Raw genomic sequence first — 25,535 nt, forward strand, 5'->3', positions numbered from 1 at the left:
GCGGCCCGGCGCGGCTCCGGACGGAACCGACTCCGGGGGACCACAGACGCGGGGAAGGAGACAGCGAGCCGAGCTGCGCACGGAGCGAGGGCCCGATCCGGCCGCCATGCGATCCGCACCGTCACGCGATCGTGATAGCGTGACCGGACGAAACAGGGGGCACCGCGCGCACACGTCCGTGGGGGGCACGTGGGCGGCTGGCGGCCGGAAACTCGGGACGGGCGGGCATGGGGGAGTTCGCGGAAGAGCCAACCTGGGCGACGCGCGCACCGGGCAGGGGGAGCGCGCAGATCGACGCGTCGAGCGGGCGGCTCGTGCGCGCCAGCGGCGCCCTCTGCCGGCTGCTGGGCTACGCCGAGGGCGAGCTGCTGCAAAGGAGGCTGCCGGACCTGGCGCTGCCGGAGGACCGGCCTTCCGCGATGGCCGCGTGGCGCGCGCAGATCGAGGCCGGCGCGGAGGAGCTCACGCTCGCGATGCGCTGTCGCTGCAAGGACGGCGGCGTCCGCCGGCTCCGGATGACGGGCGTCTTCGTCCGCGATGCCTCCGAGCGGCCTTATCGGGCGGTGGTGTTCGTCGAGGAGGTCACCGTACCTGGCCGCGGCGATGGGCAGACGGGGCCGGCGGAGCGGGCGTCGCCGGAGGCGGAGGGGGCATTGCCGGCGAGCGAGGCCAGGCTGCGGGGCGTCTTCTACAGCAACCTGGCCCCGATGGCGTTCTGGATGCCAGACGGCCGCATCATCGAGGCGAACGACGCCTATCTGCGGCTCGTGGGCCAGACGCGGGAGGAGCTCGCGGCCGGCCTGGTCCGCTGGGATTCCGAGATGCTGGCAGAGGAGCGCCCCGACGACGCCCGCGCCCTCGCGGAGCTGATGGCGAGCGGGTGGACGTTCACGCCCTTCGAAAGGACGTATGCGCTGCCCGACGGCACCCGGATCAAGATGCTTGTGAGCGGCTGTCTGCTGCCCGGGGGGCGGTTCGAGGACGGCGGCTTCGTGCTGGCGCTCGACATGACGGCGCTCCGGCGAACCGAGGAGGCGTTCCGGCAGAGCGAGCGGATCTTCCGCACCATCGGGGAATCCATCGATTACGGCATCTGGGTCGGCGACACCGAGGGCCGGAACCTCTATGCGAGCCAGGCGTTCCTCCGGATGGCCGGGATCACCGAGGAGCAGTGCTCGGGGTACGGGTGGGTCGACACGCTCCACCCCGACGACCGGCACAAGGTGGCGGGCCTCGAGCAGCGCTGGCGGGCGGGTGAGCCGTTCGAGGAAGAGCTCCGCTATCTCGGCGCCGATGGCGCCGCCCACCCCACCCTCAACCGGTGTGTGCCGGTCCGCGACGCGCGGGGCGAGATCACCTCCTGGATCGGCCTCTGCCTGGACATCAGCCGCCAGAAGCGCACGGAGGAGGCGCTGCGCGAGAGCGAGCGCCAGCTCAGCGCCGCGCTCTCGGACGCCCAGCGGGTGCTCGCCGAGCGCGAGCGCCTCGAGGACGAGCTCCGCCGGCGCGAGCGGCAGCTCGCGTCGCTGATGGCGAACCTGCCCGACGTGATCTTCCGGCTCGACAGGGAGATGCGCTGCCTGTTCGTGACCGCCTCCGTCGAGGCGATGACGGGGATGCCGCCCGAGCACTACCTCGGCAGGACGGGCGCCGAGACCGGGCTCCCGGAGGACATGTGCGACGCCAGCGAGGCCGCGTGCCGCGAGGCGAGGGCGACGGGGAAGCAGCAGCGGATCGAGTTCGCCATGGGCGAGCGGCGGTACCGGACGCGCTACATCCCCGAGCTCGAGCCGGACGGCTCGGTGGAGTCGTTCCTGGGGATCTGCGAGGAAGTCACCGCGGAGCGCGAGGCCGAGGAGGAGCGCCAGAAGCTGCTCGAGAGCGAGCGCGCCGCCCGCGACGAGGCGGAGCGCGTGAGCCGGGTCAAGGACGACTTCGTCGCGACGCTCTCGCACGAGCTGCGCTCGCCGATCAACGCCATCCTGGGCTGGGCGCGCATCCTGCGGAGCCGGACGCAGGAGCCGCAGACGCTCGCGCGGGGGCTCGAGGTCATCGAGCGCAACGCGCGGCTCCAGTCCGACATGGTCTCCGAGCTGCTCGACATGAGCCGGATCGTCTCGGGGAAGCTGCGGCTCGACGTCCTGCCGGTCGACCTGCCGGTGGTCATCCAGAGCGCGATCGAGTCGATCAAGCTCGCGGCCGAGGCCAAGGGGATCGCGCTCGCCTCCAGCGTCGATCCCGAGGCGAGCGCGCTGCGGGGCGATCCCGCCCGGATCCAGCAGGTCGTCTGGAACCTCCTGTCGAACGCCGTGAAGTTCACGCCGGCGGGCGGGCGGATCGACATCGCGCTGCGGCGCGCGGGCGCGTTCGCCGAGGTGTCGGTGACCGACACGGGCGCCGGCATCGCCCCGCAGTTCCTCCCGCACCTGTTCGAGCGCTTCCGGCAGGCGGACGCGTCCTCGACGAGGAAGTACGGCGGGCTCGGCATCGGGCTCTCGATCGTGAAGCACCTGGTCGAGCTGCACGGCGGCACGGTGGAGGTCGCGAGCGGGGGCGAGGGCCAGGGGGCCACGTTCACGGTGCGGCTGCCGCTCGCCGGCGTCTCGACGGAGGCGCGCAGCGCGACGGAGCCGCCCGGCGAGGAGCGCGCCGAGGCGCTGTCCGACTACCCGGGCGCGGATCTCACGGGCGTGCGGGTGCTCGTGGTCGACGACCAGCCCGACGCGCGCGAGGTGGCGCAGCGCGTGCTCGAGGAGTGCGGGGCCAAGGTCACGACGGTGGAGTCGGCGGCCGAGGCGCTGGCGGCCCTGGCGCGGGAGCGGCCCGACGTCCTCGTGAGCGACCTCGGGATGCCGGGCGAGGACGGGTTCCAGCTCATCCGCAAGGTGCGGGCCCTCGGCGCCGAGCGCGGCGGGGCGACGCCGGCCGTCGCGCTGAGCGCGCTGGCGCGGGCCGAGGACAAGGCGCGGGCGCTCGGCGCAGGGTACCAGGCGCACGTGGCCAAGCCGCTGGACCCGGCGGTGCTCGTCGGGGTGATCGCGGCGCTCGTCAGGGGGCGTACGGGGGGATGAGAGGCGGTTGTTCCGGGGAAGATCTTTGGATAGGTAAAGGCCTTTACATCCATCGCCGACAGCGCCGTTGCGGGCGAGATCGCGAGCAGTCCATGGTCCAGCAGATTTCGGTGAAAGAGCTCTTCCTGAAGCTGAAGGCGGGTGAGCCCGTGTACCTCCTCGACGTGCGCACGCCCGCCGAGCACGACGCCGCGGCGCTGCCCGGCAGCACGCTGATCCCGCTGAACGAGCTCACGGAGCGCGCGGACGAGGTCGCGCCCGGGGAGGGCGCGCTGATCGTCGCGTACTGCCATCACGGCGTCCGGAGCCTGTCGGCGGCCGCGATCCTCGAGAAGCTCGGCCACGAGCGCGTCGCCTCGCTCCAGGGCGGCATCGACGCGTGGTCGATCCACATCGACGAGAGCGTCCCGCGGTACTGAGGGGTGACGGGAGAGCGCCTCAGTTGAGGACGGCGCCGCCGAGCCGGAAGTAGAGCCGCCGGCCCGCGCCGCACGCGACGCAGACGACCTGCGCGACGCGGAGGCGCGCCCCTTCGAGCGTCTCGGCCGTGTGGTCCTGGACGCGGAGGGCGCCGCGGCAGCGCGGGCACGGGACGGATCGCGCGGCCACCTCGACCTGCGACGGGGAGTCGAGCGCGATGGCTCGCCCCGGGGTGTGGCCCGGCTCGAGGAGCGCGAGCCGCTCGAGGTCGCGGGTGAGCTTCTCCGCGTCGCGATCGCCTGCGCGCCGGGCGGCGCGGGCCGAGAGCTTCTTCTTCGCCATGCGCCGGTCTGTCTACCTGTCGTCGCGGAGCGGGGGCATGGGATCTTGGGAGGGCGCCGGCGCCTTGAGCGGGCGGGCGGCGCCGTGCGGCGCGGCGGCCGGACGCGCTGGGGCTACCGGCGTGACCGGCACGGGCTGCGACGCCTCGCGCGCCGACCCGCTCGGCCGGGAGCCGTGGGGCGCCTCGGGCGCGGCGGGCGCCGCGTGCTCGCCGCCCGGCTCCGCGGTCACCGGGCCGGTGGGGGCGGGCTCGGCCGGCAGCGCCGACGCCTCCGGGCCCGCCGCGACGCCGGGCGCCGGGGAGCCCGGCGGCGCGGCGGGGGTGAGCGAGGAGGCCTGGGCGGAGGCCTGCGGGGGCTGGCCGGACCTCAGGACGACCTCCGGGGACCTCGCGGCGCTCCGGGACCAGAGCGTCGCCCCGACCGCGACCACCGCGGTCAGGACGGCGCCCGCCGCGATCCGCGCGGCCGTGCGGCGGCGCTTGCGCAGCATGAGGGAGCTCTGCTGGCCGAGGCCGCGCTCGGTGACGACCGGCACGCTCCCGGCGGTCTCCTCGACCTCGGAGCGCTGCTGCAACAGCCGGTACGCCAGCGGCAGCCTGGGGCCGTCTCCGCGCGCCATCTTCAGCGTGGGGCCGTCCTCGCGCGCCATCTTCAGCGTCGGGCCGTCCTCGCGCGCCATCGTCAGCGTCGGGCCCTCGTCGCTGGCCATCGTCAGCGTCGGGCCCTCGTCGCTGGAGACCGGGACCGAGCTGCGCGCGAAGGCCGGGACCGAGCTGTGCTCGACCGGCGCAGAGCCGGGGCCGTGGAGGGGCTCGACGACCGTGCCCGGGCTGGGCAGGGTCATCACGAGATCACCGCTGTGAGGGGCGGCCACGGTGGCGCGGCGGCTCTGCCTTCCCTCGGGCTCGTCGTCGGCGTCCAGGTGCGGCCAGGTCGACGAGGCGCCCTTCCGGACCATCCTGTCGGCCGGGACGGTGATCGCGGCGGGGTCGTACGGGGGCGTCGCGGGCGTCGCGGGCGACGACGGGGGCGGCAGCGACGGGAAGGCCTTGCCCGCGGCGATCGCCTCGATCTGGTCGAGGGCGCGCGCGGAGTGCTCCGTGCCGTACGGGGCGAGCGCGCGCGACAGCTCCACGACGCTCTGGATGCGCCGCTGCACGTCCTTCTCCAGGCAGCGCAGGATGACTTCCTCCAGGTGGACGGGCAGCTCCCACCGGTGCACCCGCGGGGGCGTGGCCGGCTCGGTGACGATGGCCACGAAGAGCGCCGAGATGGAGGGCGCGTCGAAGGGGAAGCGCGCGGTGAGGAGCTGGTAGAGGATGATCCCGAGCGACCAGACGTCGGTGCGGGCATCGACGTCCTTCGTGCTGCGCACCTGCTCGGGCGACATGTAGCAAGGGGAGCCGAGCATCATCTCGGACGCCGTGAGCTTGCCGGTCTCCTCGACGCTGTCGTCGGCCGCCTTGGAGAGGCCGAAGTCGAGCACCTTGACGAGGGGGACGCCGCTCTGGCCGGTCGTGAGGAAGAGGTTCCCCGGCTTCAGGTCGCGGTGGACGATGCCGCGCGCGTGCGCCTCGGCGACCGCCTCGCAGCTCTGGAGCACGTAGTCGACCGCCTCGGAGACGGGCAGCGGGCCGCGCGCGTCGAGCACCTGCTGGAGGTCGCGGCCGCGCAGGTATTCCATGACCAGGTACGGGAGGCCCAGCTCGGCGGTGCCCACGTCGATGACGCGGGCGACGTGCTCGCTCCGGATCGCCGCGGCGGCGCGCGCCTCGCGGAGGAAGCGGGCGCTCGCGCCCGGGAAGTCCTTCGCCCTGGGGAGGAGGAACTTGACCGCGACGCGCTGCCGGAGCGAGACGTGCTCCGCGGCGAAGACGGCGCCCATGGACCCGTGACCCAGGCTGCGCTCGAGGCGATACCTCTGCGCGAAGACCTCGCCTATTCCCGGGATGCCCGCGGCCGCTGCGGGCGCATCCGGCTTCATGGCCCGACCTCCATCCGCCGCACTATAGCCGTAACCGCATCAATTTTGATGCCAAGATGCGGGCGCCGGCGCCCCGCGGCGGAAGCCGCGAATTGCGGGGGGAGCGGAATGCAGTCGCTGCGGCGAGGGGCGCACCTTCTGCGCCTCGGCGCGGGGCGCGCTCGCGCCGCCGGTCGGTTGCAGCGCTTGGCGAGGGCGCACTTTCTACTTCAGAGGGCCGCCGTGTTGGCAGAGGGAGGCGCGCCCACCTCGCCCTGCTCGCCGCCCTGTTCACAGATGGGGATAAGCTCTTTTTGCGCGGCCTCCCGCTCGTCGGCGGCGCACGTAGACTCCGCGTACGCCGCGAGCGCTTTCCGGGCGAGGCTCGAGGCGTCAGGATCGCGCCGGCGTGCCTTGAGCCGCGCGAGCTCTCGCAGCGCGCGCGCCGCCTCGACGTGCCGCTCGCCGAAGGCCGCCTGCGCGAGGTGCGCCGCCTGCTGTAGCGCCTTCTCCGCCGCCTCGTCCCTGCGCTGGAGCGAAAGGACCTGTCCGAGGACGGCCAGCGAGCGCCACCGCTCCGGGTGCGACGCGGGAAGGCCTTGGGCGGCGTGCTCCAGCGCGATCTCCAGGGTGCTCTCAGCCTCGTCGTACCGGCCCTGCGCAGACAACGCCTCGGCGAGGTGGCGCAAGGCGCGGCTCTTGATCTCCGGCGCGACCTCGGGAGGCGGCCCCGGTCGGGCCAGGAAGATCTGCACGCGCTCGCGCGACGCGCGAGCGGCGAGGCTCGAGAGCGCGCTCGCCGACGACGACGTCGAGCGCTCTTCCTGGGAGGAGACCCCCTCCATGCTGAGCAGCTTGCGCAGGAGCGCCTCGGCCTCCGCAGGGCTCCCTTGGCGCGTGAGCACACCGGCCAGCTCCGCGATGAGCGCCGCGAACGATGGCTGGGCGACCCAGGCGGCTTGGTCCTCGAGGCCGAGGGTCTCTTCCAGGAAGTAGAGGGCCACGCCATACTCGCCAGCATCCACCGCGTTCATGACCAGATGCGTCAGCGCCGTCAGGTACAGAGGATGTTTCTCGCCGAATTCGCCCCGGATCGCTGCGCGCGCCTCCGTCAGCGCGGGCATCGCCAGCGCAGGCTGGCCCTTGGCACCGAGGTCGATCGCAGCCTGCAGGCGCCGGGTCATCGCGGTCGCTGCGCCACTCGAACGCTCCCGGAGCGCGCGGACGAGGAGGCGGCGTTTGACGAGGTAATAGAGCGACGTGCATAAACCGCCCGCCCCCAACGCAAGGAACCAGAACCGATCCACGAGCGCTAGCCCGCCTGACAGCGCCATGTAGATGGGGAAGATGGACAAGCCTGCAACGACCCCCATGATGGCATCGAGCTGTGGTCTGGAATGGCTGGCGAGCCTCGCACTGATGAACACGCCGTACCCGTCGTGGAGCGCCACGAGCCGGGCTGCGACATCGACGAGCGCGCGATCCGGGAACACGGATTTGTTGGCGGAGCGCAGCGCCCACAGGCCCGCCGCCCCCGTCTCGCCGAGGTCGAGCGCCTTGCTGGCGAGCTCCGTCCATCCCGTCGCGCTCTGGCGGCGGCGCAGCTGGGACTCGATCAAGAAGCCGAGCGTGGCGGTGTCGGCCCGAGCCTGCGCGATCCTGACGCGCGGTGGCGCGGCGGAGACCGAGGCCCAGAGGCCGACCGCCTCGACGGAGACATCTGCCCCCTTCACGACCGCCTTGCGTACCGACTCGAGCAGCTCGGAGCGCCTCTTTCGCACGTCGGGAGTCTGCGAGAGCGCGCGGAGCGCCGGCGCGGGCGCGTCGCCTTGGACTGCCCGGTCGAGATCGAGCAGGCCGGCGTCGAACGCCCGCGCCGCGAGGGCGGCGCCGGGGTCGGAAGCGTCCGCAAGGAGCATGACGAAGTCGCGGTGAGTCAGCCCGAGCGCCGCGAGCGCCCGCGCGAGCTCCACAGCTTCGGGCTCCAGGTTCGACAGCGCGGCGAGACAGCCGGGGTGCGTCGCCCGCGCGTCCGTCAGCGTTTGGCGCGCATCGTCGAGCGACATGAGCTGATCGTGGATGGCCCACCATCCAGGGCAAGAAACAGGCGGCGCCAGCGCGATCACCTTTGATCTCCTGCCCGCTTCCGCCAGCGCCCAGCGGAGGCGACGAAGCTCGGCGCTCCCGTCGGCATGGCAGGCGATCCACGCCGAGCCGGCAGCCCGGATGTCATCGAGGAGCTTTTCATAGCCACGCGGGTGCTCCGCCGACACCCAGCGCAGCGTCTCTCCCGGGAACGCCGCCGAGAACGCTCCCCACATGCGCCCTGTATCGGCCAGCTCGCCCGCGGTGCGCCACAGGACTCCTGGCGCCTCTGCTTCCGCTGCGCAGCGCAGCCCCGAGACCGCGTGCGGCACAGGCCCCGGCGGACACTCATGGTGCTGCGAGACCCAGTCGAAGAAGTCCACGGCCCGCTGGGCGAGCGCGACGGTGGTCTCGCGATCGCAGAAGAGGACCACCTTGAGCGCACGCCGCGCGAACAGGGGTCTCCTCAGGTTCAGCCAGTCCGCATCTTCCGGCCTCGGCACGAGCACCATGACGCTTCCCTCCGGGGCGGTCTCGGCGTCACGGACGTCCGTGTGCACATCCATCTCGGGGTGATCGGCGACGAGGGCGCGGGTGAGCTCTCCGAGCCGCTCCATCCGGGCGTCGTCCACATGGAGGAGGATCCCTGCCCGGCTGAGCCGCAGGCCACGCTTTACCTGCTCGATCCAGTCGGCTTGACGCGGGCGAGGTTGATCGTCAGGAGCGGATGCGGGTAGTACCATTCGGACCCATCCGGGTAGGGCAACAGCGCCCCGTAGGTCAGGAGCTTGTAGGCGAGCTCGTCCTCTGGCAGCCGGTGATCGGGGTCGGCCGCGACAGCCTCGAGGAGGCGGATGTGGCCGCGGTGTAACCCTGTCTCGCGCCGGCGGCGCCGCTCGTCGAGCACCCGGTCGACCAGCGCGGCGGAGGCGACCTCGGCGCCCTCGTCCCAGGCGAACTCCGACAGCCGACGGATGAAAACGACGAACTCCCTGGCACGACCTCCCGAGTAATACGCCATCCGCTCGAGGAGAGGCTGCGGGACCAGCCCTGCAGCGCCGAGATCTGCGACGCGGCGTGCGTACAGGTCGCAAAGGAAGGAAACGCCCGGTCCCGGCTTTGACGGGTCGGCCTGGGAGAGCACGGGGACGTTCACGAGCGGTGGGACGTCCGAGAAGCCGCGCACGTTGGCGATGGCGCCGTCGCGGCGGAGCGCGAACGGCCCGCACACCACGGTGCGACAGGCGAGCTGCCCGATGAGCTGCGAGTCGAGGAACAGCGATTTTGCCCGGTCGAAGGCCTCGATCCTGTCGAGACCATCGATGATGAGCAGCACCTTGCTGGCGCGCTGCTGCACGAGGCCGACGAGCACGTTGACGCACCGGAGCAGGCTCTGAACCTGGCTGTCCTGATCCGGCAAGGCGCGCTTCTCCAGGCCGAACGGGAGCGACCACTTGCCCGCATCGGCGACCGACGCGAGGACGCTCAGGCCGGTTCCGACCGCCGGTCCCACCGGTCCACTCGCAGCCGACGCTGTGCTCGACGCCAGGAGCACCATGGATTTGGCGAGCTTCGCCACGTCGAGCTCGGGCTCTTTCTCGACCTCGCCGGACGCCTTGGCGAGCGCGGCCCACGCCTTCCCGAGATCGCGCAGGTGGTTCTCCGGGAATGCGAAGGCCAGTCGCTCCTCGGCGCTGCGGAGGAGCGCGAGGCCGGCGAGGAAGCAGACCTCCCAGGGGCTCACCTGCTGGAGGGCGGCCGGATCCCCGACGACCTCGTGGAAGTGCCGCTCCAGGTTCAGGAAGACGACGAACTCCTTGTGCGCGCGCGCCTGCGCGATGCGGAGGAGCTCCGTGGTCTTGCCCGTTCCGACCGTGCCCGTCAGGAGGACGCGCGGGACGCCGAACGGGCGATCGAGCGCCTTGCCGATGGCCTCGGCAGGGCTGAGCGGCCGGTGGGCGCGCCACTCGGGCAGCTCCGCAGGCTGCTCGGGGTCGAAGCGCTGGAAGAGCAGCTCCCACAGGGGGCGGCGCGACATGCGGCGACGATAGCATGGGGAGCTGGCGCCAGCCTTCGCGGGGGGAGGACCAACGGCCTGCCCTCCGTTCTCGGCAGAGCCGAACACGCGGGCGCACTCCCGGTCGCTGCCGCTACAGCCGATGGGGAAACGCCCCCTGACGGGCACCCGCGCCGCCTCACTCCCCGACCATTGCGACGTCGCGCCCGCCATGTCACGAGCCGCCGCCATGCCGACCCGCCCCTTCACGCTGGGCCGCTCCCGACCGCTCCAGGGCGACCCAGGCGCCGCCGCCGCGCGCCCGTTCGAGCTCCCGGCGCACCACCTCGTGACCCACGGCGTCGTCGTCGGCATGACCGGCAGCGGCAAGACCGGGCTCGTCATGGTCCTCGTCGAGGAGGCGCTGCGCTCGGGCGTCCCCGTGCTCATGGTCGACGTGAAGGGCGACCTGCCCAACCTGCTCTTCACGTTCCCGGAGCTCTCCCCGGCCGAGTTCGAGCCGTGGCTCGACCCCTCCGCCGCCGCGCGCGACGGCCGCTCGACCGCCGACGTCGCCGGCGAGCTCGCGGCGCGGTGGCGCGCCGGGCTCGCCTCCTCGGGCCTCGGGCCGGCCGACGTCGCCGCGCTCCGCGCCCGCATGGCGCCGCGCCTGCTCACGCCGGGAACCACGGCGGGCGAGCCGATCCACGTGCTGTCGGCGCTCGAGGCGCCCTCGTCGCTCTGGGACGAGGACGAGGAGGCCGCGCGCGAGGCGCTCTCGGCCTCGCTGTCGCTCCTGCTCCGGCTCGTCGGGCGCGACCCGGATCCGGCGCGGAGCCGCGAGCACGTGCTGCTCGCGCACCTCGCCGAGCGGCGGCTGCGCGGCGGCCGGGCGGCGGGGCTCGAGGAGCTGCTCGCCGACCTCGCCGAGCCGCCGATCGCCGCCGTGGGCGCCCTCGACGTCGACGAGTTCTTCGCCCCGAAGGAACGGCAGGCGCTCGCGCGCGAGCTCAACACCCTGCTCGCCTCCCCCACGTTCGCCACCTGGCGCAAGGGCGCGCCGCTCGACGTCGCGGGGTGGCTCGCCCCGCGGGAGGGCAAGACCCCCGCGGTCATCGTCAGCGTCGCGCACCTCGAGGACGACGAGCGGCTCCTCGTGCTCGGGCTCCTGTTCGAGCAGCTGCTCTCGTGGGTGCGCGGCCTCTCCGGCACGAGCGACCTGCGCGCGCTCGTCGTCTTCGACGAGGTCTTCGGCTTCCTGCCCCCGCACCCCGCGAACCCGCCCACGAAGCGGCCGCTGCTCGCGCTCCTGAAGCAGGCGCGCGCCTTCGGGGTCGGCGTCGTCCTCGCCACGCAGAACCCGATGGATCTCGACTACAAGGCGCTCTCCAACGCCGGCGCGTGGTTCGTGGGCCGGCTGCAGACCGACGCCGACCGCGAGCGCGTGGTCGAGGGGCTCTCGGGCGCGGACGGGGGCGCCGGCGGCCTCGAGGCCGCGGCGCTCTCGGCGGCCCTGAAGGCGCTGCCCCCGCGCACGTTCTTCGTGCGCAACGTCCACATGCAGCCGCCGTCGTTCCTGGCCGAGACGCGGTTCAGCCTGTCGTGGCTGCGCGGCCCGGTCACCCGGCGCGAGCTCGGCCGCCTCGTCCGGGGCATGTCCCCTCCCCCGCCCGCCCCGGCCGCGCCGTCGAGCCCGGCGGCGCCCCTGCCAGCGGCAGGAGCGGCGGCCGCCCCCGGCCCGGCGGCGGTGAGATCCTCGACGCCCGCGGCCCCGCCAGGCCGCGCGCCCGCTTCATCGTCGCCACCGGCGCCGATGAAGCCGGCCCCGCACGCCGCCGTGGGCCCCGGCGGCACGGTCGTCCTCGACCCGCGCCGCGCGACCCCTGCGCCTGCCGCGCACGCCGCGAAGGCCGCGCGCCGCGGCGAGGCCGCTCGCGAGGGCGCCGGCGCTGGCGAGCCGACGGCCCCGCCGCCGCCGGAGGGGTGGCGGAGCCTCTACGCGCACGCCCCCGCGGCCGCCCCGGAGGGCTTCCGCTACATCCCCTGGGTGGCCGTCTCTGTCGTCGCCCACCTGCGCGACGCGAAGCTCGGCGTCACCCTCAACCAGAGCCAGCTCCTCGCCGCCCCGCTCCTGCCCGACGGCAGGCCGGACCTGTCGCGCGTCGCCCGGCTCGACCCGTCGCTGCTCTCGGCGTCCCCTGCGCCGGGCGCGCGCTTCGCCGAGCTGCCCGCCCCGCTCGCGAAGCGCGCGCCGGCGCAGGCCGCGGCGCGCGCGCTGCGGGAGCACGCCTACCGCACGGCCGAGGCGACCGTGGCCGTCCACAAGGAGCTCGGGCTCGCGCAGGCCGAGGGCGAGCCGCTCGAGGCGTTCGCCGCCCGGTGCCGCGCCGCGGCGGCCCGGCTCGCCGCCGCCGAGCAGCAGCAGGTGATCGGCCGCTTCGCCCCGCGGATCGCGCGCCTCGGCGAGCGCATCGCGGCCGCGAAGGCGCGGTACGACCAGGCCGAGGCCGAGGTGGCCGCGCTCCCCGGCGCGGTGGGCGCCGCGCTCCTCGGGCTCGTCGCCGGCCGGGACACCGCCCGGCGCGCCGGGACCCAGCGCGACAGGGCCACCGCGAAGCTCGAGCGCGCGCGCCAGGAATGGACGGAGGCGGACGCCGCCCTCCGGGACCTCCAGGCCGCGCAGGCCGCCGAGCTTTCCACGCTGGAGCAGCTCCCCCTCCGCGCCGGCGAGGGCATCGAGACGAAGCGCCTCGTGCCCAGGAAGAACGACGTCGAGGTCGCGTTCGTCGCGCTCGCCTGGGCCGCGACGCTCGCCGGCCCCGCGTGACCCTCTGGCGGCGGGTGGTGGTCGGATTTGACCATGAAGGCGGGAGGGCGGGAAGAAAAGCTCAATGATCTTCCCGCCTTCATGTGAATTCTCTCTGGGCAAATGAGACCACTACCCTGGCGGCGCGACGGCAAGCCCGCCTGGCGCGAGCCGCCCGGAGGCCAGCTTCGCGCGAGCCGCCCGGAGGCCAGCTTCGCGCGAGCCGCCCCGAGGCCAGCTTCGCGTGAGCCGCGCCGCCCGGAGGCCAGCTCGCTGCAGCGCAGGCGCAGCCGGCTGCAAAGCGCCCCCACGCCGCCGGCGCCTGTGCTCTGATCCAGGGAGAGCGCCCGCGGCCCGCCTCCTGCTGGCCGGCGCGCCAGCGCGCCAGCGCGCGCCACGAGCCGAGCCATGCAGACCTCGCGGCAGCTCAACCCCTCGGGTGAACCGTGAACGGCAGCGCCGGAGCGACGCGCGTCGCGCTCTCGCCCCCCGCCGCCTCCTCGGCGCGGGCCCCGGCTTCCCCCGGCGCGCTCGCCGGCCCGAGGTGGGCGGGCTTCTGGCTCGCGGCGGGGCTGTGGCTGATCCCGGTGCTCATCTCGAGCACGCAGACCTACCTCTTCCTCCAGCACAAGCAGGACCGTCACCTGTCGTTCCTCGCCGCGTTCTTGTGGCAGGGGCTGCCCTGGCTCTTCTGGGCGCTCATGACGCCCGCGATCGTCTGGCTCGGCCGCAGGTACCCGCTGGAGCGCAAGGGCTTCCCGAGGAACGTCGCGGTGCACCTGCTCGCGAACCTCGCCATGGCCCCGGGCCACGTCGCGCTCAACGCGCTCACGGGGCGGCTCATCGGCCAGGAATCCTACGTGAAGGCGCCGTTCTTCGAGGTCTTCCACAAGATCCTCGGCATGTACCTCGACATCGAGCTGCTCATCTACTGGGGGCTCCTCGCGATGGTCCACGCGGCCGACTACCACCGCAAGTACCGGGAGCGCGCGGTCGCGGCGGCGCAGCTCGAGACGAAGCTCGTGCAGGCGGAGCTCCAGGCGCTCAAGATGCAGCTCCACCCGCACTTCCTCTTCAACACGCTCCACGCCATCGCGGTGCTCGTGCGAAAGCAGGAGACGCAGGCCTCGGTGCGGATGATCACCGGCCTGAGCGAGCTGCTCCGGATGGCGCTCGAGAGCGCGGGCAAGCAGATCGTGCCGCTCAAGCAGGAGCTCGACTTCCTCGATCGCTACCTCGAGATCGAGAAGACCCGCTTCCAGGACCGCCTGACCGTGCGCACGGACGTGGCCTCCGAGGCGCTCGACGCCGAGATCCCGAACCTCATCCTGCAGCCGATCGTCGAGAACGCGATCCGCCACGGCATCGCGCCGCGGGCGTCGTCGGGGAGCGTGGCGATCGCGGCCCGGCGGGAGGATCACCGCCTCGTCGTGGAGGTGACCGACGACGGCCGCGGGCTCAAGGAGGGCTGGGCCGGCGAGGCGAGCGAGGGGACGGGGCTCGGCAACGTGCGCGCGCGGCTCCGGCAGCTCTACCCGGGCGATCACCGGCTCACCATCGCGCGGCGCCCGGAGGGGGGCGTCCTCGTCACGGTCGCCGTCCCGTTCCGGCCCGCGCACCCGCTCGCGCACCAGGAGCAGCGGCGCGCGCATGGATAGCCCCGGCGCGCTCCGCGCTGTCATCGTGGACGACGAGCCGCTCGCCCGGGACGGCATCCGCCTGCTGCTCGCTGGCGATCCCGAGATCGCGGTCGCCGCCGAGTCGGGCGACGGGCCGGACGCGCTCGAGGTCATCCGGCGGCTGCGGCCCGATCTCGTGTTCCTCGACGTGCAGATGCCCGAGATGAACGGCTTCGAGGTGATGGCGTCGCTCCCGCCCGACGAGCTCCCCGCCGTGATCTTCGTGACGGCGTTCGACCGCTACGCGCTGCGCGCGTTCGAGGTCCACGCGCTCGACTACCTGCTGAAGCCGTTCGACGACGACCGCTTCTACGACGCCCTCCGCCGCGCGAAGGCCCACGTCCGGCTCTCGCGGATGAGCGACCTGAGCCAGCGCCTCCTGTCGCTGCTGCAGAGCTACGGCGACCCCGCGGCGGCGGCGGCCGCGGGGTCGCCGCCACCGCCGCGGGGTGGCGCCGGCTCGGAGCCGCCCCCCGCGGGCGCCCGGTACCTGCGGCGGCTCGCGATCAAGGACGGGTGCCGCGTCGTGTTCCTCGGCGTCGACGAGATCGACTGGATCGAGGCGGCCGACTACTACGTCCAGGTCCACGCCGGCGGGAAGAGCTACCTCCACCGCGAGACGATGAACAGCGTCGAGGGCAAGCTCGATCCGGCGCGCTTCGTGCGGATCCACCGCTCGGCGATCGTGAACCGCGACCGGATCAAGGAGCTACGCACGCAGGGGCGCCGGGACACGGTCGTCGTCCTGGCCGGGGGCGCGGAGCTCAAGGTGGCGCGGAGCCACCGGGAGAAGCTGTCGGCGCTGCGCTGAAGCGGATGCGCCGGCGCCGCCGGGAGGAGCTCTCGGCGGTGCGCTGGAGCGGCGCCAGCGCTCGGGCGCCTCGCTCGCCCGTCCGAGGCGCTAAGCTCTCCCGCATGCAGCCGTTCGACTCCCTGGATCGTCCCCTCGACGTGGAGCCCTCGCGGCTCCCTGGCGGCGGGTAAGTCCATGCCCCCGAGCCGCTTCCGCCCTGGCCTCAGCCGGCCGAACGCGCCGCCTGGCGAGGTCGCCTGGTTCGCGTTCCACGGCGACGAGCTCTTCGTCCGCGCTGTCGGCGGCGGCGACAGCTTCGATGTCCCGGTCGCGGTCGATCTCGCCGACCTCGGCCTCCGCGTCGTGCGCGCGCAGCCGCTCGGCGAGCTCGACGGGCGCCCGTGCCGCTCCGCCGAGCTCGCGCCGGGCTCTCCGGCGCCCGAGGGGCACGCGTACGTCTCGCTGCGGCGCCTGCACGGGCGCATCGATCCGGAGCTGTTCGACCTCGCGGGCACGGCGTACCAGGTGCAGCACTGGGACAGGGCTCACCAGTACTGCGCGGCGTGCGGCGCCGAGCTCGAGACGGGGCTGGACGAGCGCGTGAAGCGCTGCGCCCGCTGCGCGAGCAGCTATTTCCCCCGGATCACGCCGGCGACCATCGTGCTGGTCGAGGACGGCCCGCGCATCCTCATGACGCGGCAAGCGCGGTTCCCCGCGGGCATGTACGGCCTCGTCGCCGGCTTCGTCGAGCCGGGCGAGGCGCTGGAGGGGTGCGTCGCGCGCGAGGTCCACGAGGAGACGGGCGTCGACATCGCCGACATCGCCTATTTCGGCAGCCAGCCGTGGCCCTTCCCGCACCAGATCATGGTCGGCTTCACCGCGCGCTACGCGGGCGGCGAGCTCCGCGTCGACACGCGCGAGCTCGAGGACGCGCGCTGGTTCCACCGCGACGCGCTGCCGACGCTGCCGCCGCCGCTCAGCATCGCCCGGAAGCTCATCGACGCCTGGCTGGCGCGGCCAGCGCGGTAGCGGCGCCCGCGCGGCAGCGCTGCGGAACGGCCCTCCCCCGCGCCGTGCTACTGTCACCCCATGCAGGCGCACCGAGCGCTCCTCGAGACCGACGAGCAAGGCCGGCTGAAGGACATGCCGGTCCTCCCCCCTCGCGCGAGGGTCGAAGCCATCTTTCTGGTTCTTGAAGAACCACCCCCTTCGCTGACCGCAGTGCGCCGCCCCCCCGCAGAGCTATCTGGGCTCCAGATTCAGGGGGACGTGATCAGCCCGGCCATCGATGAGCCTGACTGGAGCATGGACGACGAATGATCGTCCTCGACACGCATACCTGGCTCTGGTGGATCCAAGGCACCGCCACCGAGCTTCCGCCGAAGACGAAGGCGCTCATCGATCAAGAGCCCGGACCCGTCGGCATCGCATCGGTCTCCTGCCTGGAGGTTGCCTGGCTCGCGAAGAAGGGACGTATCGTGCTCCCGGTATCCATCGAGGACTTCTTCACGATGGCCATTGATCGGGCGGGCCTCGTCCTGCTTCCCCTGACTCCGTTGATCGCGGCCCGGTCGGCAGCTCTGCCCGATGTGCACCGCGACCCGATCGACCGGGTGATCATCGCTACCGCCATCGAGCACGACGCCGAGCTGGTGAGCAAGGACGAGCTCGTCTCCCGCTATCCTGGCGTCCGCGTTCGCTGGGACTCGTGACCGAGGGATGCCGACAGCCCGCGTGTGTCACGCACGGGTCCAAGACGACGGTGCAGGCATAACTCATCCGCCCCGGACCGTGGCCTCAATGCGCCGCGCTTCCATGGCTCAGGATAGCGCCGCGCCGACCCGACGGTCCCTCAGCCGCCCGCGGTACCCCCCCTCAGACGCGGCGCTGCTTCCAGGCGCCGCGGCGGAACATGAGCCCGCCCGCGACAGCGAGCGTCGAGAACGCCACCGCGATCGCGAGGAACACGCCCAGCGGACCGAGCCCCGCGACGCTCGCCAGGCCCCAGCCGAGCGGGATCTCCCACAGCCAGAAGCACGCGATGTTCAGCATCGTGGGCGTCCATGTGTCGCCGGCGCCGTTGAACGCCTGCATGAACACGATGCCGAAGCCGTAGAAAAGGAACCCGCCCGCCACGACCCGCAGCGCCTGCGTACCGTGGCGAAGCACCTCGGCGTCGTCCGTGAACGCGCCCACGATCGCGCCGGCCCCCACCGCGAAGACCACGCCGATCGCGCCGAGCATGACCGTGGTCCAGATGCCCGCGCGGTAGACGGCGGCCTCCGCCCGCTCGGGGCGCCCGGCCCCGAGGTTCTGCCCCACCATCGTCGCGGCGGCGTTCGCGAGCCCCCACGCCGGCAGGATCGCGAACGTGATGACCCGCATGCCGATCGTGTAGCCGGCGAGCGCCGCGCTCCCGAAGGGGGCGAGGATGCGGACCATGCCGATCCAGCTCGCCGTGCCGACGACCGCCTGGAAGGCGCCGTTCGCGAAGAGGCGGAGCAGCGCCGCGAGCGCCCGCGGATCCGGGACGAGGTGCCGCGCCTGCACCTTCACCCGGCCGCCGCCGCGCGCGAGCAGGAACACCTGCAGCGCGACGCCGGTCCCGCGGCCGAGCGTCGTCCCCACCGCCGCGCCGGTGACGCCGAGCTCCGGGAACGGCCCGAGGCCGAAGATGAAGCACGGGCCGAGCGCCATGTTCAGCGCGTTCGAGAGCCAGAGCACCCGCATCGACAGCGCCGCGTCGCCCGCCCCGCGGAAGACCGCGTTGATGACGAACAGCATCAGGATCGTCGCGTTGCCGATCAGCATGGTCGCGGCGAACGGCGTCCCGGTCGCGACCACGCCGGGCGCCGCCCCCATGGCCGCGAGCAGCCGCGACGCGAGCAGCGCGCCGACCGCCGAGATCGGCAGCGAGACGAGCAGCCCGAGCACGATCGCCTGCCCCGCCATGGCGGCCGCCTCCTCGGGCCGCCCCTCGCCGATCCGCCGCGAGACGGTCGCGGACGCGGCGACGGACAGGCCCAGGCCCAAGGCGTACACGAGCGCGAGGAAGGACTCCGTGAGCCCGACGGCGGCGACCGCGTCGGCGCCGAGGCGCGACACCCAGAAGACGTCGACCACGACGAAGAGCGACTCCATGAGCATTTCCATGACCATCGGGATCGCGAGCAGGGTGATCGCCCGGTCGATGGATCCCGCGGTGAAGTCGTGCTCGCCGCCGCGGACCGCGTCGCGGAGCGTCGACCAGACGCCGGCGCCGCGGCGCGGGCTAGACGGGGGCGGCGCGGGCGCGAGGGCGTCAGCGCGCAGCTCGCGGGCAGGTGGCGTGGCGTCGTCGCGCATGGGGGCGAGCAAGCTGATCGCGGCAGGCCGTTTCGTCCAGCTCCTTCACACACCTTTGCAGGCGGCGCGGGCGCGCAGCTCTCCCTCCGGGTCGAACGCCGCGCCGTCAGCGAATCGAGAACGGATCCCGGTCGCGCGCGCTGATGTCGACGCGGAGCGACGGCACCGCGGCGCGGAGGCGCTCGGCGACGCGCTTCAGCGCCGCGCGCTCGCTGTTCGAGTGCAGCGCGCAGACCACGGTGACGCCCGCGCTCGCCGCGCGCATGGCGTCGTGGTGGCGCAGCTCGCCGGTCAGGTAGAGCTCCGCCCCTTGCGCGATGGCGTCCTCGAGCAGCGCGCCGCCCGCCCCGGCGCACGTCGCCGCGCGGGAGATGGCGCGCTGCTCGGGGCCGGCGACGAGCAAGGCGCCGACGCCGAGGTGCTCCTTGATGCGGCCGAGCAGCTCGCCGACCGGCGCGGCGCCACCGAGCGGCCCGATCCGGCCGATGCCGGCCCGCAGCGGCTCGGCGGCGAGCGGGACGAGATCGAACGCCACCTCCTCGTAGGGGTGCGCGGCGCGCATGGCCCGCAGGACGGCCTCGGTCCGATCGCGGGGGAAGACCATCTCCAGGCGCACCTCGGTCACGCGCTCGAGCCGGCCCTTCTCGCCGACGGTGGGACTCGTGCCCTCCTCGCCGAAGAACGTGCCCGTCCCGACCGTGCGGAAGCTGCAGCGCGAGTACCGGCCGATCTGGCCCGCGCCCGCCCCGGCGAGGGCGTCGGCCACCGCGTCGGCGTGATCCTCCGGGACGAAGACGACGAGCTTGTCCTGCCACGCCTTCGGCGTCGCCCGCCTGAGCGGCGCGCGCTCCCCGGACATCCCGAGCGCGTCGGCGAGGACGTCGTTGGTGCCGCCCTCGGCGACGTCGAGCGCGGTGTGGGGCGAGTAGAGCGCGATGCCATCGCGGATCGCCGCGAAGATCGGGCTCGGCGCCACGACGCGCTTCACGGCTTCGAAGAGGGGCGGATGGTAGGCGACGACGAGATCGCAGCCGAGATCGCGCGCTTCCCGGGCGACCTCGGGGGTGTAGTCGATCGCGAGGAGCGCCGCGGACGAGGGCCGCGCCGGGTCGCCCGCGAGCAAGCCCACGTTGTCCCACGGCTCGGCGAACCGGAGCGGGGCGATCGACTCCAGCGCGGCGAGGACGTCTCGGAGGAGGGTCATGCGCGCCTCTATACCACCAGGACCGATGAAGGAGCGGAGCGCAGCCGGAGACGCCGCGCCGCGAGCCCATGGCGGCTCGCCCGGCGGCGGCCGTCGGGCGGCCTCGTGGCGACTCGATCGGACCGACAGGGCATCTCCTGATACGCCGCCTGGCGGCGCGGCCCGGGCGCGATCCCCGGCGAAGATCGAGCAAGAAAGGGCCCCTGACCCCTGAACGGCCCCGCGCCGGCTCCCGCGAGCTCCGCCCCCCCTTGCTCAGGTCATGCCCCGCAGGAGCACCGGAGGAGGCAATGACCGACAGGGCATGACGATCATCGCCAGTGGACCCACATGACCTCCTCGGTCCTCACTCGTGGTCTCACGTCGTCACCAGCGACCACCGATCTTCACCATCTCGGCCGAAATTGAGCGAAAATCTCCGGTCGAGATCGCCTGAGCGGCGTCAGCTCCAGCGGACGATCACAAGGCCTCTCGTGGTCACCGCATCTCGTAGGATGGGTGGTGTTTTCATGTCCATTCAGGATCTCTCACGATCCATCCAGAGCACGCAAACATAACGCATCACTGGATCACTGGCCGCCCCAGGGCGATTGTTTCAGTGACAGAGGCGAGAGTCGCGCTGCACGGCAGTGGCAGCGCTCTTGCTTTGATGGGAAAGCCTCGCTCGCGAGCGTGCTTGAACGGTGACGGAGCGTGACGGCCGCGAGCGAAGGTCGAGCGGTCGACGAGCAGTCGGACCGTCAAGTTGTATCAGCAGCGGAGAGGCTGGCCGCGCTTGCGGCCTCTCCTTGGCAGCGCCCCGTCGCGCCGCGCCCACGCTCCTGAGGGGGGAAGGCGCGGCGCTCTCCCACGCGGGGGACGGGCAGATCAGACAGAGCTTGGAAAGGAAGACACCATGCAGCGCTTCAAGTCACACCTGTCCGCGGTTGTCCTCACAGCGAGCGCTCTCGCGTCCGGCTGCTTGAGCCCCACCGGTGACGTGGAAGCGGGGGCGACCCCCACCGCCTCGGGAACGCTGACCGTCGCCGTCGCCAACGGCGAGGCGCGGTACATGCTGGAGCGGGAGGACGGGACACTCGTGCGCCTGAACCTCGGCGCGATGACCGAGGAGGCGTCGCCGGGCGGCGAGGCGCCGACCGACTGGCGCACGGCCAGCGGCTCGCCGGTGGACGTGTTCGGCGTCGAGGGCGACGACGGCAGCATCGACGTCGACACGATGCGTCCTGCCGAGGGCATCGGCTCGCTGACGAGCGCGGTCGTCACGACCGGGACCAAGCGCGTCCTGGCGCTGCGCGTGCAGTTCGACGGCGGCCAGACGCTCGGCACCGAGCAGGACATCCGCAACACCCTCGACGGCGCGGCCACCCACCTGGCGGGCTCTTCCTTTGGAAAGATGAAGCTCGAGTACGACGTCGCCGGCCCGTTCAACATCAGCTTCGGGAAGTGCGACGACTACAACAGGTGGCAGAACGAGGCGAAGACCGCGGCGAAGAACGCTGGCTTCGACCTCAACGCGTACCAGCACTTCATGATCATGGGGAAGATGGATTGCGGGTATGCCGGCATGGGCATGCAGCCCGGCAACGCCACCTGGATCGCCGGCCTCTGGCCCGAGGTCGTCGTGCACGAGCTCGGCCACAACTTCGGCCTCTGGCACGCCTCCTCGCGCACCTGTCGGAACGCGGGGGCGACGGTGACCATGAGCAACGACTGCACCTTCGACGAGTACGGCGACGTGTTCGACCCGATGGGCAACGGCGGGAAGCAGCACTACAACGCCAACTACAAGGTGAACCTGGGGTGGATCCCGGCCGCGCAGGCCGTGACGATCAGCGCCGATGGGACCTACACGCTCGCCCCCATGACCGAGGCGAGCACCGGGACCCAGCTCTACCGCGTCAAGGGGCCGAACGACATCATGTACCAGATCGAGTTCCGCCAGCCCGCGGCGACGAACGTCATCGATTCGCGCAATCTCTCCGGGAAAGGCGTCCTCGTCCACGCGTTCTTCACGCAGTCGCGCGAGAGCGGCCGGGCGCACCTCCTCGACATGATCCCGGGCGGCAACTTCAGGGACGCGCCGCTCGTCGTCGGCGCCTCGCACCAGCTCTTCGGGACGACCGCGACGCTGACCGTCCTCTCGGTGTCGGCCACGGGCGCGCAGATCAAGATCACCGGCCTGGGCGGCACCGGCGGCACCGACCCTGGTACCGGCACCGGCACCGGAACCGGCACGGGCACCGGAACCGGCACCGGCACCGGCCAGAGCCTGACGGCCGTCCATTCCGGCAAGTGCGTCGCCGTCAGCGGGGCGAGCACCGCCGCCGGCGCCACGCTGGTCCAGCGGCCGTGCACCGGCGCGAGCGACCAGCAGTGGCAGATCCAGGTCATCAGCGGCACCACGGCGGTCGTGAAGAACGCGAACAGCGGAAAGTGCCTCGACGTGCAGGGGTCGAGCACCGCCAACATGGCGAACATCATCCAGTCGGACTGCGCCGACAAGAACAGCCAGAAGTGGGATCTCGTCGATCGCGGCAGCGGCGTGGTCTCGCTGCGCTCGGTCGGCAGCGGCAAGTGCGTGGATGTCTCCGGGGCCAGCACCGCCGATGACGGCAGGTTCATCCAGTACACCTGCCACACCGGCACGAACCAGCAGTTCCGCCGGCAATAGCGCGCGGACCCAGCGCGCGGACCCAGCGCGCGGACCCAGCGCGCGGACCCAGCGCGCGGACCCAGCGCGCGGCCGGGGGCGTCGCTCCCGGCCCGCGCGCGGCGCCGCTGCGGGTCGTGGCCCGATCCGAACAGGGGCTCTCCCTGCCTTGACCGCGCCGCGCTCCTCCTGTCGAGGCGTTGCGCCGCGCAGGAGGATGGATGTACCTCCGTTCGATGAACCGCACCGCTCTGGGGCTCGGGGCCGCCGCGGCCTGTCTCGCCCTCTCCGCCTCGACGCCTGCCTCCGCCAACGGCCGTTATCCCGCCGCCGGGCAGATCCTCGTCGACCCTTCCGACCCGGACCACATCGCCCTGCGCGCCACGTATGGCCTCCTCGTCACGCGCGACGGCGGCGAGCGCTGGTCGTGGATCTGTGAAGGCGCCATCGGCTACAGCGGCTTCGAGGACCCGATGATGGTCATCACCGGCGGCGGCTCGATCCTCGCCGGGCTCTTCGACGGGCTGAGCGCGACGCACGACGGCGGCTGCCAGTGGGAGATGGCCGAGGGCGGGCTCGCGCAGCGCAACATCGTCGACCTGTCGATCGACCGCGCGGACCCCGCGAGCGCCATCCTGCTCGGATCGAGCGTCCTGGCCAGCGACGCGATCGTGACCCAGGTCTGGGAGTCGAAGGACGACGGGAGGACCTGGACGCAGGCTGGCGCCGACCTGCCGAGCACGTTCCTCGGCGTGACCCTGGACAGCGCGCCGAGCGATCCCCGGCGCATCTACGTGAGCGGGCGCTGGAACGGCCCCACCTTCCAGGGGATCGTGAAGCGCTCCAGCGATCGCGGGGCGACCTGGGAGGACTTCGAGGTGCCCGGCAGCGACGATCGCAACCTGCCGTACCTCGGCGCCGTGGATCCGGTCGACCCCGACATCGTTTATGTGCGCCGCGACGGCGACGGCGCGGACGCCCTCCTCGTCTCGAACGACGGGGGCGCCACGTGGCGGGAGGTGTTCCAGGCGACGAGCCTCCTCGGACTCGCCCTCTCGCCCGACGGGACGATGATCGCGGCCGGCAGCGACGAGGACGGCCTGTGGGTCGCGCCGACGGCGACGCTGGAGTTCACCCGGGTAGGGCAGCTCGGCGTCCGCTGCCTGACCTGGACCGAGCGGGGCCTCTTCGCCTGCGCCGACGAGCCTGTGGACGGCTTCACCGCGGGCGTCTCCACGGACGGGGGCAGGACGTTCTCGCCGCTCATGACGCTCGACCGCCTCTGCGGCCCGCCGCCTGCCTGCGCGAGCGAGAGCTCGACGGGCCAGACCTGCCCTCCGCTCTGGTCGTCGACCGCGAGCTTCATCGGCGCGACGGGCTCTTGCGGCGCCGACTCCGGATCGAACGCGGCCTCGAGCGGGGCCGGGGCGAGCTCCGGCGGGAGCGAGGCGACCGCGGGCGGGACCGGGGCGAGCGACGGCGGCGGCAGCTCCTGCGGGGCCTCGGCTGGAGGGCGCTCCGGCGCGCTCCTGCTCGGCATGGTCGCCGCCGGCGGCGCGCTCCTGCGGGCGCGGCGCCGGCAGATCCGGCTCAGCCGCCGCGGGGCGCGCCGAACCACGTGGTGAGCGCGCGGCGCAGCCGGCGGTGGGCGCCCCCGTCGGGCTCGCCCGCGCCCGCCACCCAGGCCACGTAGCCGTCGGGCCGGATCAGCATCGCCTCCGCGGGGCGCGTCGGCCCTGCGCTGCGCGCGACGACGGTGTCCACGCGGTCGTCCCAGGGCGCGACCACGGCGCCGAGCGGGGCGCCGCCCGTCAGGTCGAGCAGCACGCCCCTGGCCCCGCGCATGAGCTCCGCGACCCGGGTCTCGCCTCGCCTGGTGATCAGCCGGAGATCCGGCGCCCACCGCCCGAGCAGCGGATGCGGCTCGCCGGGCTCGCCTCGCATGTCGTAGCGGACGTCGACCGCGTCCAGCATGTCGACCACGTAACGCAAGCTCTGCTCGTGCTTGAGCAGCTCCCCGAGCAGCTCCCGCAGCGCGGCGACGCGCTCGTCGCGCGCCATCAGCGCGCCTTGCGCCCGCGTGTGCATGATCACGCGCCGTCCCTCGGGGTGCCGCTCTGCATGGTAGGTGTCCAGGAGCTCCGGCGGCGCCCAGCCGTGGATCTCCGCGGCCAGCTTCCAGCCGAGGTTGACCGCATCCTGCAAGCCGGTATTGAGGCCTGGCCCGCCCGCCGGAAGATGGATGTGCGCCGCGTCGCCCGCGAGCAGCACGCGGCCAGCGCGGTACCTGTCGGCCTGGCGGCTGGCGTCGGTGAACCGGGACAGCCACCGCACCTCCCGGACCGGGAGGTCCTCGCCGAGCGCCTGGCGAACGCTGGCCTGCAGCTCGTCGAGCGTCATTGGCGCGTCGCGGTCGAAGTCCGGCGGATAAGGCTCCGACGTGACCACGCGAAAGACGCCCGCGCCGAGCGGGACGATCGCGACCCCGCCGAGCCCGAAGCGGACGCGGCGACCGCTGGAGAGCACGAGCTGGCCCTGCTCCGTCGCGTCCTCGGGCAGCACGACGTCGGCGAGGCGCAGGAGCCGAGAGGGAGGCAGACCAGGAAAGCCGATCCCGGCCAGCTTGCGCACGGCGCTGCGTCCGCCGTCACATCCCACGACGAAGCGCGTGCGAAGCCTGGTTTCGCCTTCCGGCCCTCGCGCCACGACCGTCGCGCCCTCTCCGTCCTGCTCCAGCCCGGTGAGCTCGTGCCCTCGGCGGATCTCCGCGCGGAGCTCGCGCGCCCGCTCCTCCAGCAGCGCCTCGATGCGCGCCTGGTGGATGGCCAGGAAGCGCCCGGGAGCGCTCCCGCGGTCGTCGTCGAGCCCGCGGAGGTCCAGCGGGATCCCGCCGAAGTGCCTGAACATCGACATGTCGAGGGCGCCCTGCTCCGCGCGAAAGCGCTCGAGCAGGCCCCTGTGATCGAGGATCTCCACCGCGCGCCCGCCGAGGCCCAGCGCCTTGGATAGCCCCGTGGGCTCGGGCAGGCGCTCCAGCACGACGGGGCGCACGCCGGCCAGGCGCAGCTCGCAAGCCAGCATCACGCCTGTCGGACCGCCGCCCACGATGACGACATCGACGCTCATACGCGCTCTCCTTCTTTGACTGCTCGACGACAACGATGGATTGTGAGGAACGA

General features: G+C 73.1%; 16 protein-coding genes. 9 read left to right on the plus strand and 7 right to left on the minus strand.

The window, feature by feature from the left end; translation table 11 throughout:
- The first annotated feature begins 227 nt into the window (after nucleotides 1-227).
- Complete coding sequence (locus WME85_RS27190) at nucleotides 228-3,071, plus strand: PAS domain S-box protein (RefSeq protein ID WP_437825273.1); 2,844 nt, start codon at nucleotides 228-230, stop codon at nucleotides 3,069-3,071.
- Between the two features lie 92 nt (nucleotides 3,072-3,163).
- On the plus strand, nucleotides 3,164-3,490 hold the full coding sequence (locus WME85_RS27195) for a rhodanese-like domain-containing protein (protein ID WP_437825274.1): 327 nt from the start codon (nucleotides 3,164-3,166) through the stop codon (nucleotides 3,488-3,490).
- A 19-nt stretch (nucleotides 3,491-3,509) separates the two neighbouring features.
- Here WME85_RS27195 and WME85_RS27200 read toward each other — a convergent pair whose 3' ends face one another.
- From WME85_RS27200 to WME85_RS27215, 4 genes are all read right to left on the minus strand, one after another.
- Nucleotides 3,510-3,833: a hypothetical protein gene (locus tag WME85_RS27200; RefSeq protein WP_437301938.1), complete on the minus strand. Its 324-nt coding sequence runs from the start codon at nucleotides 3,831-3,833 to the stop codon at nucleotides 3,510-3,512.
- 12 nt (nucleotides 3,834-3,845) lie between these two features.
- A complete protein-coding gene (locus WME85_RS27205) occupies nucleotides 3,846-5,819 on the minus strand; it encodes a serine/threonine-protein kinase (protein ID WP_437825275.1) in 1,974 nt (657 codons plus the stop codon).
- 209 nt (nucleotides 5,820-6,028) lie between these two features.
- Nucleotides 6,029-8,500: a tetratricopeptide repeat protein gene (locus tag WME85_RS27210; protein ID WP_437825276.1), complete on the minus strand. Its 2,472-nt coding sequence runs from the start codon at nucleotides 8,498-8,500 to the stop codon at nucleotides 6,029-6,031.
- Nucleotides 8,501-8,556: 56 nt separating this feature from the next.
- Nucleotides 8,557-9,921: a hypothetical protein gene (locus WME85_RS27215; protein ID WP_437825277.1), complete on the minus strand. Its 1,365-nt coding sequence runs from the start codon at nucleotides 9,919-9,921 to the stop codon at nucleotides 8,557-8,559.
- Nucleotides 9,922-10,129: 208 nt separating this feature from the next.
- Between WME85_RS27215 and WME85_RS27220 the strand changes: the two genes are divergently transcribed.
- The 5 genes from WME85_RS27220 (at nucleotide 10,130) to WME85_RS27240 (ending at nucleotide 16,869) form a co-directional block, all read left to right on the plus strand.
- Nucleotides 10,130-12,706 (plus strand): helicase HerA-like domain-containing protein, encoded by a 2,577-nt coding sequence (locus tag WME85_RS27220; protein WP_437825278.1) that lies wholly within the window; start codon nucleotides 10,130-10,132, stop codon nucleotides 12,704-12,706.
- Between the two features lie 425 nt (nucleotides 12,707-13,131).
- Nucleotides 13,132-14,343 carry a sensor histidine kinase gene (locus WME85_RS27225; protein ID WP_437825280.1) on the plus strand — a complete coding sequence of 404 codons (1,212 nt, stop codon included), beginning with the start codon at nucleotides 13,132-13,134 and terminating at the stop codon, nucleotides 14,341-14,343.
- Nucleotides 14,336-15,175: a LytR/AlgR family response regulator transcription factor gene (locus WME85_RS27230; protein ID WP_437825281.1), complete on the plus strand. Its 840-nt coding sequence runs from the start codon at nucleotides 14,336-14,338 to the stop codon at nucleotides 15,173-15,175. Before WME85_RS27225 ends, WME85_RS27230 begins: the two co-directional genes overlap by 8 nt.
- 177 nt (nucleotides 15,176-15,352) lie before the next feature.
- Nucleotides 15,353-16,186, plus strand: a complete 834-nt coding sequence (gene nudC / locus WME85_RS27235) for an NAD(+) diphosphatase (RefSeq protein WP_437825282.1) — start codon at nucleotides 15,353-15,355, stop codon at nucleotides 16,184-16,186.
- A gap of 287 nt (nucleotides 16,187-16,473) precedes the next feature.
- Entirely contained in the window at nucleotides 16,474-16,869 is a 396-nt protein-coding gene (locus WME85_RS27240) for a type II toxin-antitoxin system VapC family toxin (RefSeq protein ID WP_437825283.1), read from the plus strand.
- Between the two features lie 163 nt (nucleotides 16,870-17,032).
- On the opposite strand, the gene WME85_RS27245 is transcribed toward WME85_RS27240, so the two are convergent.
- Nucleotides 17,033-18,502 carry an MATE family efflux transporter gene (locus WME85_RS27245; protein ID WP_437825284.1) on the minus strand — a complete coding sequence of 490 codons (1,470 nt, stop codon included), beginning with the start codon at nucleotides 18,500-18,502 and terminating at the stop codon, nucleotides 17,033-17,035.
- Between the two features lie 106 nt (nucleotides 18,503-18,608).
- Nucleotides 18,609-19,706, minus strand: coding sequence for a Nif3-like dinuclear metal center hexameric protein (locus tag WME85_RS27250; protein WP_437825285.1), 1,098 nt, complete (start codon nucleotides 19,704-19,706; stop codon nucleotides 18,609-18,611).
- An 895-nt stretch (nucleotides 19,707-20,601) separates the two neighbouring features.
- Here WME85_RS27250 and WME85_RS27255 point away from each other — a divergent pair.
- Together WME85_RS27255 and WME85_RS27260 are read left to right on the plus strand one after the other, a co-directional pair.
- Nucleotides 20,602-22,377 (plus strand): RICIN domain-containing protein, encoded by a 1,776-nt coding sequence (locus WME85_RS27255; protein WP_437825286.1) that lies wholly within the window; start codon nucleotides 20,602-20,604, stop codon nucleotides 22,375-22,377.
- 215 nt (nucleotides 22,378-22,592) lie between these two features.
- Nucleotides 22,593-23,981, plus strand: coding sequence for a WD40/YVTN/BNR-like repeat-containing protein (locus tag WME85_RS27260; RefSeq protein WP_437825287.1), 1,389 nt, complete (start codon nucleotides 22,593-22,595; stop codon nucleotides 23,979-23,981).
- Here WME85_RS27260 and WME85_RS27265 read toward each other — a convergent pair.
- The gene (locus WME85_RS27265) at nucleotides 23,947-25,482 is read right to left on the minus strand and encodes an FAD-dependent monooxygenase (RefSeq protein ID WP_437825288.1); all 1,536 of its coding nucleotides are present in this window, start codon (nucleotides 25,480-25,482) and stop codon (nucleotides 23,947-23,949) included. The genes WME85_RS27260 and WME85_RS27265 overlap by 35 nt on opposite strands.
- Nucleotides 25,483-25,535 lie beyond the last annotated feature (53 nt).

Origin of the sequence: Sorangium sp. So ce1153 (genome assembly GCF_051521595.1) — a bacterium.
In the GTDB taxonomy this organism is placed as follows: Bacteria; Myxococcota_A; Polyangia; order Polyangiales; family Polyangiaceae; genus Sorangium.

What these genes read in the sequence shown, in the direction of transcription:
- WME85_RS27190 (WP_437825273.1), top strand. Translation starts at nt 228, where the DNA reads ATGGGGGAGTTCGCGGAAGAGCCAACCTGGGCGACGCGCGCACCGGGC.
- WME85_RS27195 (WP_437825274.1), top strand. Translation starts at nt 3,164, where the DNA reads ATGGTCCAGCAGATTTCGGTGAAAGAGCTCTTCCTGAAGCTGAAGGCG.
- WME85_RS27200 (WP_437301938.1), bottom strand. Translation starts at nt 3,833, where the DNA reads ATGGCGAAGAAGAAGCTCTCGGCCCGCGCCGCCCGGCGCGCAGGCGAT.
- WME85_RS27205 (WP_437825275.1), bottom strand. Translation starts at nt 5,819, where the DNA reads ATGAAGCCGGATGCGCCCGCAGCGGCCGCGGGCATCCCGGGAATAGGC.
- WME85_RS27210 (WP_437825276.1), bottom strand. Translation starts at nt 8,500, where the DNA reads ATGGAGCGGCTCGGAGAGCTCACCCGCGCCCTCGTCGCCGATCACCCC.
- WME85_RS27215 (WP_437825277.1), bottom strand. Translation starts at nt 9,921, where the DNA reads ATGTCGCGCCGCCCCCTGTGGGAGCTGCTCTTCCAGCGCTTCGACCCC.
- WME85_RS27220 (WP_437825278.1), top strand. Translation starts at nt 10,130, where the DNA reads ATGCCGACCCGCCCCTTCACGCTGGGCCGCTCCCGACCGCTCCAGGGC.
- WME85_RS27230 (WP_437825281.1), top strand. Translation starts at nt 14,336, where the DNA reads ATGGATAGCCCCGGCGCGCTCCGCGCTGTCATCGTGGACGACGAGCCG.
- nudC (WP_437825282.1), top strand. Translation starts at nt 15,353, where the DNA reads ATGCCCCCGAGCCGCTTCCGCCCTGGCCTCAGCCGGCCGAACGCGCCG.
- WME85_RS27240 (WP_437825283.1), top strand. Translation starts at nt 16,474, where the DNA reads ATGATCGTCCTCGACACGCATACCTGGCTCTGGTGGATCCAAGGCACC.
- WME85_RS27245 (WP_437825284.1), bottom strand. Translation starts at nt 18,502, where the DNA reads ATGCGCGACGACGCCACGCCACCTGCCCGCGAGCTGCGCGCTGACGCC.
- WME85_RS27250 (WP_437825285.1), bottom strand. Translation starts at nt 19,706, where the DNA reads ATGACCCTCCTCCGAGACGTCCTCGCCGCGCTGGAGTCGATCGCCCCG.
- WME85_RS27255 (WP_437825286.1), top strand. Translation starts at nt 20,602, where the DNA reads ATGCAGCGCTTCAAGTCACACCTGTCCGCGGTTGTCCTCACAGCGAGC.
- WME85_RS27260 (WP_437825287.1), top strand. Translation starts at nt 22,593, where the DNA reads ATGAACCGCACCGCTCTGGGGCTCGGGGCCGCCGCGGCCTGTCTCGCC.
- WME85_RS27265 (WP_437825288.1), bottom strand. Translation starts at nt 25,482, where the DNA reads ATGAGCGTCGATGTCGTCATCGTGGGCGGCGGTCCGACAGGCGTGATG.